Below are 7,297 nucleotides of genomic sequence, written 5' to 3'. Positions count from 1 at the left end.
CGTCGGATACGTTTGGGCGCTCGCTGGGGGTGAAACTCGGAGGTAGCGACTTGCGGGGCGTGCGCGGCGGCGATCCAGGCTATTCGCTGGGGAACAACAACCGAATCGCACGGGGCGGTACGGATGCTGCGATCTACGGCACGACCGGGCAGACCAGCACCGCGCTCGATGCCGCCAACACGACCTTCGTGAATTTGCCGGCGATTGGGCAAAACGGCTACAACCCCGCCACGTTTGCCATCTCCTTGTTCAGCGCGGCGGCGAACCGTTTCCTGAACTTGGAAATTTCCGCGCTGGAGGCGGACGGCAAAGGCAAGGTGGTCTCCAGCCCGCGCGTGGTCACAGCCGATCAAACCAAAGCCTTGATCGAGCAAGGGACGGAGCTCCCCTACCAGGTCGCCACTTCGAGCGGGGCGACGGCTATCGCCTTCCGCAAGGCGAATTTGAAGCTGGAAGTCACGCCGCAGATCACGCCTGAAGGCAATATCATTCTCGACCTCGACGTCAACAAGGACTCGGTCGGGCAGGCGACGGCGTCGGGATTTGCAATCAACACCAAGCACATCAAAACGCAGGTGCTGGTCGAAAATGGCGGCACGGTCGTGATTGGCGGTATCTTCGAGCTCAACGAGACCGAAAGTGAAACCAAGGTGCCTCTGCTGGGCGACATTCCGGCGGTGGGCAATTTGTTCAAGAGCCGCTCGCGCAGCGCGAACAAGCAGGAAATGCTGGTGTTCATCACCCCGAAAATGATTTCCGATCGCGCAGCCGTGCGCTGAACATCGATTCGATTGATTTTGAGGAAGACCCGCTCATGAGACATGCACTGGATGGGGGCCCTGTTGGCCGCAGTATTGGTATCGGCCTGCGGCGGAGGTGGCGGCTCCTCGGGTTCGGACCCGAAAACGCCGACGGTTCAAACGACGGCGCCCGCGACCCTTTCCATGCCCTTGGGTGTGGTTCAGTCTTACAGTGTTTTCGGCGGCGTCGCACCCTACAGCGTGAGCAGCAGCGATGTCCGGGTGCTCAACGCCAGCGTCAGCGACCAAACTTTGATTCTGAATTCCGTCGGCCAAGGCAATGCCACCGTGACCATCCGAGACCGCAACGGCGGTTCGGTTGCGGTCGCGATCACCGTCGGCGACCCGCTCACGCTTTCGATGAGTTCCGTTCAGACTTATGTGGGTGACACCGTCAAAGTCTTGATCTCCGGCGGCACGCCGCCGTATCGGGTTTCGGCGCTTGATATCGCGCTCAAAGGCACGATCGTCGGAAATGAGTTGACGCTCAAAACGCTGTCGGTCGGTGGCCCATTCGATGTGGTCGTGCTCGATGCTCGGGGTCAACAGGCCAAGATGACCGTTACCACCCTGGCAGGTTCGCCGCAATTCAACCTGGCTCCCGCTGCGATGACGATCAGTGAAACCTCGACCGAGCCGCTGTCGCTGCTCATTTCCGGAGGCACTTCGTCCTACACGGTGCGCACCAGTGACTTGACCTTGCTGCAGCCCTCGGCGAACACGGTGACGGGCAACACGGTTACTTTGCTGACCGGCACGAAGGGGAACCGCTGTGTCAACGCTGATAGCCCGGTGACGGTCGAAATTCGGGATGCCAATGGCGCGCACGCCACGTCCGCGATTACGATCACGGACAATCCCTCAGGATGCGGAAATCTAAAGGCAGTTCCGGCGTCGGTGACCGTCACTCGAGGCAGTGACGCGTCTGTGCTGATTCAAGGGCAAGCCGCGAATGGCACGATCCGTTTAGTGAGTTCGCGCACTGACATCGCGACAGTGTCGGAACGTTTGGATGCGAATGGCATCGCGGCGGTGCATGGGGTTGCTGTGGGGACGACGGACATTATCGTGACCGACAGCGCTCAGCCGGGTGTATCTTTGACGTTCACGGTGACAGTGGTCGCACCCTAACCTTGAAACGCTGCGGGTGTTGACTTGGGGGTACCGTTGACGACGCGACAGCACCTGCTCGCCCTCATCGGCCTGCCCGGCAGTGGCAAGACCACGGTCGGGCGGATGCTGGCGCGGCGGCTGCAGCTGCCGTTTCTGGACTCGGACCAGGAGATCGAGCGGCGCATGGGGTGCTCGATTCGGCAGTTCTTCGAGGAGCAGGGCGAGGCGCGTTTCCGCGATATCGAGGCGGAAGTCATCGATGCCCTGACACGCTCGGGGCCTGGGGTGTTGTCCACCGGGGGCGGTGCGGTTTTGCGGCCCGAAAACCGGGCGCGTTTGCACGAGCGTTGCCGGGTCATTTACCTGCACGCGCGGCCCGAGGACCTGGCCCGCCGTTTGCGGCGCGACACCCAGCGCCCGCTGTTGCAGGTGGACGATCCGCTCAAACGGCTGCGTGAACTGCATGCCGCGCGCGACCCACTGTATCGCGAGACGGCGCACGACGTTCTGGAAACTGGCCGGCCCTCGGTGGCGATGCTGGTCAACATGATCCTGATGCAACTCGAGCTGGCGCCGCAGCCGGCGGCAGGCGGAACAGGGCCAGCGTTGGGGCGATAAACTCAGCCCATGCTGACCGCGACACCCTCCCACCACCCGCTGGAGCGGGTCGAGATTTCCCTCGGCGACCGCAGTTATCCCATCCTCATCGGGCGTGGCCTGATCGACGAGGCCGGCACTTTTGAAGACGTGCCCTCGTCCAGCGACGCGATGATCGTGACGAATACGACGGTGGGCCCGATCTATGCCGAGCGGCTCGCCCGGAGCTTGGCGCCGCGACACCGGCGCGTGCACACGGTGGCGCTGCCGGACGGCGAGGGCTACAAGACCTGGGAAACGCTGAACCAAATCTTTGACGCCTTGCTCGCCCAAGGCTGCGACCGCAAGACGGTGCTCTATGCCCTGGGCGGCGGGGTGGTGGGCGACATGACCGGGTTTGCGGCGGCGTCTTACATGCGCGGTGTGCCGTTCGTGCAGGTGCCGACGACCTTGCTCGCCCAGGTGGATTCTTCGGTGGGCGGCAAGACCGGGATCAACCATCCCGCGGGCAAGAACATGATCGGTGCGTTCTACCAGCCGCGCTTGGTCGTCTGTGATCTCGACACCTTGGCGACCTTGCCCGAGCGCGAGCTCAGCGCCGGGCTCGCCGAAGTCATCAAATACGGGCCGATCGCCGATGTCGGTTTCTTGGACTGGCTCGACGCGCACATCGAGGGGCTGCGGCAGCGTGACCCCGAAGCCTTGGCGCACGCAGTGCGCCGCAGTTGTGAAATCAAGGCCGAGGTGGTCGGCCAGGACGAGCGGGAGTCGGGCCTGCGCGCGATCCTCAATTTCGGTCACACCTTTGGCCACGCGATCGAGGCGGGGCTGGGCTACGGGACGTGGCTGCACGGCGAGGCGGTGGGTTGCGGCATGGTGTTGGCCGCGCATCTCTCGGCGCGCCTGGGCTTGGTCGATGCCGCCTTTGTGGCGCGGCTCACGAGCCTCATCGAACGCGCGGGTTTGCCGGTGCGCGCGCCGCAACTCGACGCCACCGACAATGCCGGACGCTATCTGGCCTTGATGCGGGTCGACAAGAAGGCCGAAGCGGGCGAGATTCGCTTCGTCCTCATCGATGGGGCAGGGCGGGCAGTCGTTCGTTCGGCGCCGGACGCGCTGGTGCGGGAAGTCATCGATGCCTGTAGCTGCGCTTGAGGGCGGCTGGATGCGGCACCTGAAATCGCTCTCACAATAAGAGCAGAAAAGTACCGTATTACGCAGGCAAATCCCGATTTTTGTGATGAATCTGGCCCCTTACGCCGCGCATCCGGACCGCACCCGCGGCCGTCGTGTGCCGGAGCCGCCTGCGCCCACGCGCAGCGCGTTCCAGCGCGACCGCGATCGCATCGTGCATTCGTCGGCGTTCCGGCGTCTGGTCTACAAAACCCAGGTCTTCCTCAACCATGAAGGCGACCTGTTTCGCACGCGGCTGACGCATTCACTCGAGGTGGCGCAGCTCGGGCGGTCGGTGGCGCGCACGCTGGCGCTCAACGAAGACCTGGTCGAGGCGATTGCCCTTGCGCACGATCTGGGCCACACGCCCTTCGGTCATGCCGGGCAGGATGCGCTGCATGCCTGCATGAGCGGGCCCGGGCGCGATTGGGGCGGCTTCGAGCACAACCTGCAAAGCCTGCGCGTGGTGGACGAGCTGGAACACCGCTACCCCAGTTGGGATGGGCTCAATCTGTGCTTCGAGACCCGGGAGGGCATCCTCAAGCACTGCTCGCGCCGCAATGCCGAGCGGCTCGAGCGCGAAGAGCCGGGCGGTGTCGGCCGCCGCTTTCTCGACGGCACGCAGCCCAGCCTCGAAGCGCAGCTGTGCAACCTGGCCGATGAGATTGCCTACAACGCGCACGACATCGACGACGGCGTGCGCTCCGGCCTCATCCGTCTCGACGATTTGGCCGACGTGCCGCTGTTGGCGCGCTTTCAGGCCGAAGTCTTGGCCGAATACCCCGCGCTCGACGGGCGGCGCCAGCTCTACGAGACGATCCGCCGCATGCTCAGTGCCCAGGTCTATGACCTGATCGACCACACCCGGGCTGCGATCGACGCGGCCCGGGTCGTGAGCATCGACGATGTGCGCCGTGCGCCCCCGCTGGTGCGCTTCAGTGCGGCGATGCGCGAGGATACCGCCGTGCTCAAGCGCTTTTTGCTGCAGCGGCTCTACCGCCACCCGCGCGTCGTCGACACCACCGACCGGGCGCGGCGCGTCGTGCGCGAGCTGTTCGATGCCTATCTGCAAGACCCGGCGCAGATGGCGCCGCACTTTGCCGAGCGCGCGGCCCGCGCGTATGGGCCCGATGCCGACGCCGTGCGCGCCCGGGCGGTTGCCGACTACATCGCCGGCATGACCGACCGTTATGCGGCGCGTGAACACGAGCGCCTCACCGGCGAGCGGCTGTTCGCGCTGGCTGCCACGCAGTGAGAGGCTTTGCTTCAAGAGGAACGCCATGGATGCCCTCGTTGAAACGGATCTAGAACAGGCGATTGCCGACACCCGGCGTTGGCTCGAGCGCGCGGTGATCGGGCTCAACCTCTGTCCGTTTGCCAAGGCGGTGCATGTCAAGGGGCAGATTCACTACGCGGTCACGGCCGCGCGGGGCGGCGCGGACTTGCTCGACGTGCTCGAGGCCGAGTTGCAGGCCCTGGCCGCCGCGGACCCGGCCGTGCGGGACACGACGCTGGTGATTGCGCCCTGGGCGTATCCGGATTTTTACGCGTTCAATGATTTTCTCGACGACGCAGATCGGCTGCTCGCGCGGCTCGGTTTGGAGGGCGTACTGCAGATCGCGCCGTTTCATCCGCGGTTTCAGTTCGCCGGCACCGATGCGGACGACATCACCAATGCGACCAATCGCGCCCCGTATCCGACCCTGCACCTGATCCGCGAAGCCAGCATCGACCGTGCGGTCGAGGCGTTTCCCGACGCCGAGGCCATCTATCAGGTCAACATCGACACGCTCGAGCAGCTCGGGCCGCAGGGCTGGGCCGCGCTCGATGTCGGGCCGCGCTTGCCACCTGCGCGCCCTGACGCCGGGCCGAGCGCCTGTGGCAAGCTCGGGCCATGAAGAAAACCAAGACTTCCAACGCTGCATCAGCCGCAGGCGATGTGGCCGCACAGTTGGGCTTGCGCCCCGGCCAGTCCCTCGAACTGCTCAAGGAATTGCACATCCTCACGCGCGAGGGGCGCATCAATCAGGACTCGCGCCGCAAGCTCAAGCAGGTTTATCACCTGGTGCAGTTCATCGAGAAGCTGCTCGATGAGTTGCCGCCATCCGAGGGTGGCCTTCGTCTCGCCGATCATGGCGCGGGCAAGTCCTACCTCGGCTTCATTCTGTACGACCTCTACTTCAAGCACCGAGCGGAGGGCCGCGTCTATGGCATCGAAACCCGCACCGAGCTCGTGGAGCGTTCGCGCGCCCTGGCCGAGCGGCTGGGTTTTGCGCGCATGGAGTTCCTGAACCTCTCCGTGGCCGAGGCGACGCAGTCGCCGTCCTTGCCCGCGCATTTCGATGTGGTCACGGCGCTGCATGCCTGCGACACCGCGACCGACGACGCCATCGCCTTTGGCCTGCGGCGGCAGGCGCGCGCCATGGTGCTGGTGCCGTGCTGCCAGGCCGAAGTCGCCCGGCACCTCAACGCCCACAAGGCGCTGAACCTCGCGCGCACGCCGCTCGCTGAGCTTTGGCGGCATCCCCTGCACACGCGCGAACTCGGCAGCCAGCTCACCAACGTGCTGCGTTGCCTCTACCTCGAGGCTTGCGGATACCAGGTCACGGTCACGGAACTCGTCGGCTGGGAGCACAGCCTCAAAAACGAGCTGATCCTGGCGAAATACACCGGCCAGCGCAAACGCAGCGCCGCCGAGCGCCTGCGCGCCATCCTCGACGAATTCGGCCTCTCGGTGTTGGCGCAAACGCGCTTTGCGTTGCCACCGCAGGAGGGCCCGATCGGCCGCGCGCCCCGGGCTTCAGTCGGGTGAGAGACTGAGGCCTGCGGCGCCTTGTCTGGGTGAGACGCTTCGGAATCGATCATGGCCCGCATGCCGCGACTGTCTGTGCCGCATCACCCGCACCATGTGTTGCAACGGGGGAACAACGGGCAGGCGGTGTTTCTGTCCGACGCCGATCGTGTAGCGTTTTTGCGCCTCCTGGGCGACGCGGTGATCGAGTCGCGCGTCGCTTTGCACGCCTATGTCTTGCTGGAGGCGGAATTCCGGCTTTTGTTGACGCCGCCCGATGAGCGGGCGCTGGCGCGCTTGATGCAGTCGCTGGGGCGGCGCTATGTGCGGGTGTTCAACCAGGCGCATGGCCGCAGCGGCACCTTGTGGGAAGGGCGCTTTCGTTCGACGGTTGTGGAGCCAGCGGAAGTTTTGCTCGACTGCATGGTCCATATGGACCTCGCGCCGGTGCGCGCCGGCCTCGCGTCCGAGCCCGCTGCCTGGCCCTGGTCGAGTCACGGCGTCTACGCCGGGCAGCGGACGCAGCCGATCCTCACGCCGCCGGCGGTCTATTGGTCGCTCGGGAACACACCGTTTGCTCGCGAGGCCGCCTATGCGCGGCGGGTGTCGGCTGGTTTGTCGCTCGCGGAGCAGGCGAGGCTCGATCGGACGCTGCGATCCGGTTGGGCACTGGGCACAGAGGATTTCCTGGCTCGCTTGCAGACACAGGCCGGTCGGCGCGTGCTGCCGGGAAAGCCAGGACGACCGCGCAAGCTCCCCGAGGCCAAAAAACAGGATCAAAAATAGCCGAAAGCCGGCGTGAATCGTGGGTTTCTTGCTATTT

General features: G+C 65.0%; 8 protein-coding genes. All 8 read left to right on the top strand.

Annotation, left to right across the window (positions count from 1 at the left end; all coding sequences use genetic code 11):
- The coding region (locus JHC36_RS04860; protein WP_503006874.1) for a secretin GspD/PilQ domain-containing protein at nt 1–779 on the top strand (779 nt) is incomplete at its 5' end.
- Nucleotides 780–821: 42 nt separating this feature from the next.
- Nucleotides 822–1,931 (top strand): hypothetical protein, encoded by a 1,110-nt coding sequence (locus JHC36_RS04855; RefSeq protein ID WP_287916555.1) that lies wholly within the window; start codon nt 822–824, stop codon nt 1,929–1,931.
- 36 nt (nt 1,932–1,967) lie between these two features.
- Nucleotides 1,968–2,531, top strand: a complete 564-nt coding sequence (locus tag JHC36_RS04850) for a shikimate kinase (RefSeq protein WP_287916552.1) — start codon at nt 1,968–1,970, stop codon at nt 2,529–2,531.
- A 9-nt stretch (nt 2,532–2,540) separates the two neighbouring features.
- Complete coding sequence (aroB, locus tag JHC36_RS04845; RefSeq protein WP_287916549.1) at nt 2,541–3,665, top strand: 3-dehydroquinate synthase; 1,125 nt, start codon at nt 2,541–2,543, stop codon at nt 3,663–3,665.
- 85 nt (nt 3,666–3,750) lie between these two features.
- A complete protein-coding gene (locus JHC36_RS04840) occupies nt 3,751–4,938 on the top strand; it encodes a deoxyguanosinetriphosphate triphosphohydrolase (RefSeq protein WP_287916546.1) in 1,188 nt (395 codons plus the stop codon).
- Nucleotides 4,939–4,963: 25 nt separating this feature from the next.
- Complete coding sequence (locus tag JHC36_RS04835; protein WP_287916543.1) at nt 4,964–5,581, top strand: DUF1415 domain-containing protein; 618 nt, start codon at nt 4,964–4,966, stop codon at nt 5,579–5,581.
- Nucleotides 5,578–6,495 (top strand): class I SAM-dependent methyltransferase, encoded by a 918-nt coding sequence (locus tag JHC36_RS04830; protein ID WP_287916540.1) that lies wholly within the window; start codon nt 5,578–5,580, stop codon nt 6,493–6,495. Before JHC36_RS04835 ends, JHC36_RS04830 begins: the two co-directional genes overlap by 4 nt.
- A gap of 51 nt (nt 6,496–6,546) precedes the next feature.
- The gene (locus JHC36_RS04825) at nt 6,547–7,260 is read left to right on the top strand and encodes a transposase (RefSeq protein ID WP_287916538.1); all 714 of its coding nucleotides are present in this window, start codon (nt 6,547–6,549) and stop codon (nt 7,258–7,260) included.
- Nucleotides 7,261–7,297: the final 37 nt, after the last annotated feature.

The sequence above is a fragment of the Tibeticola sp. genome, from assembly GCF_022759015.1.
GTDB lineage: Bacteria > Pseudomonadota > Gammaproteobacteria > Burkholderiales > Burkholderiaceae_C > Tibeticola > Tibeticola sediminis.
Note: the sequence above shows the minus strand (reverse complement) of the source record. Positions and strands in the feature narration are given on the sequence as shown.

What these genes read in the sequence shown, in the direction of transcription:
- JHC36_RS04835 (WP_287916543.1), top strand. Translation starts at nt 4,964, where the DNA reads ATGGATGCCCTCGTTGAAACGGATCTAGAACAGGCGATTGCCGACACC.
- JHC36_RS04830 (WP_287916540.1), top strand. Translation starts at nt 5,578, where the DNA reads ATGAAGAAAACCAAGACTTCCAACGCTGCATCAGCCGCAGGCGATGTG.
- JHC36_RS04825 (WP_287916538.1), top strand. Translation starts at nt 6,547, where the DNA reads ATGGCCCGCATGCCGCGACTGTCTGTGCCGCATCACCCGCACCATGTG.
- JHC36_RS04840 (WP_287916546.1), top strand. Translation starts at nt 3,751, where the DNA reads ATGAATCTGGCCCCTTACGCCGCGCATCCGGACCGCACCCGCGGCCGT.
- aroB (WP_287916549.1), top strand. Translation starts at nt 2,541, where the DNA reads ATGCTGACCGCGACACCCTCCCACCACCCGCTGGAGCGGGTCGAGATT.
- JHC36_RS04855 (WP_287916555.1), top strand. Translation starts at nt 822, where the DNA reads ATGCACTGGATGGGGGCCCTGTTGGCCGCAGTATTGGTATCGGCCTGC.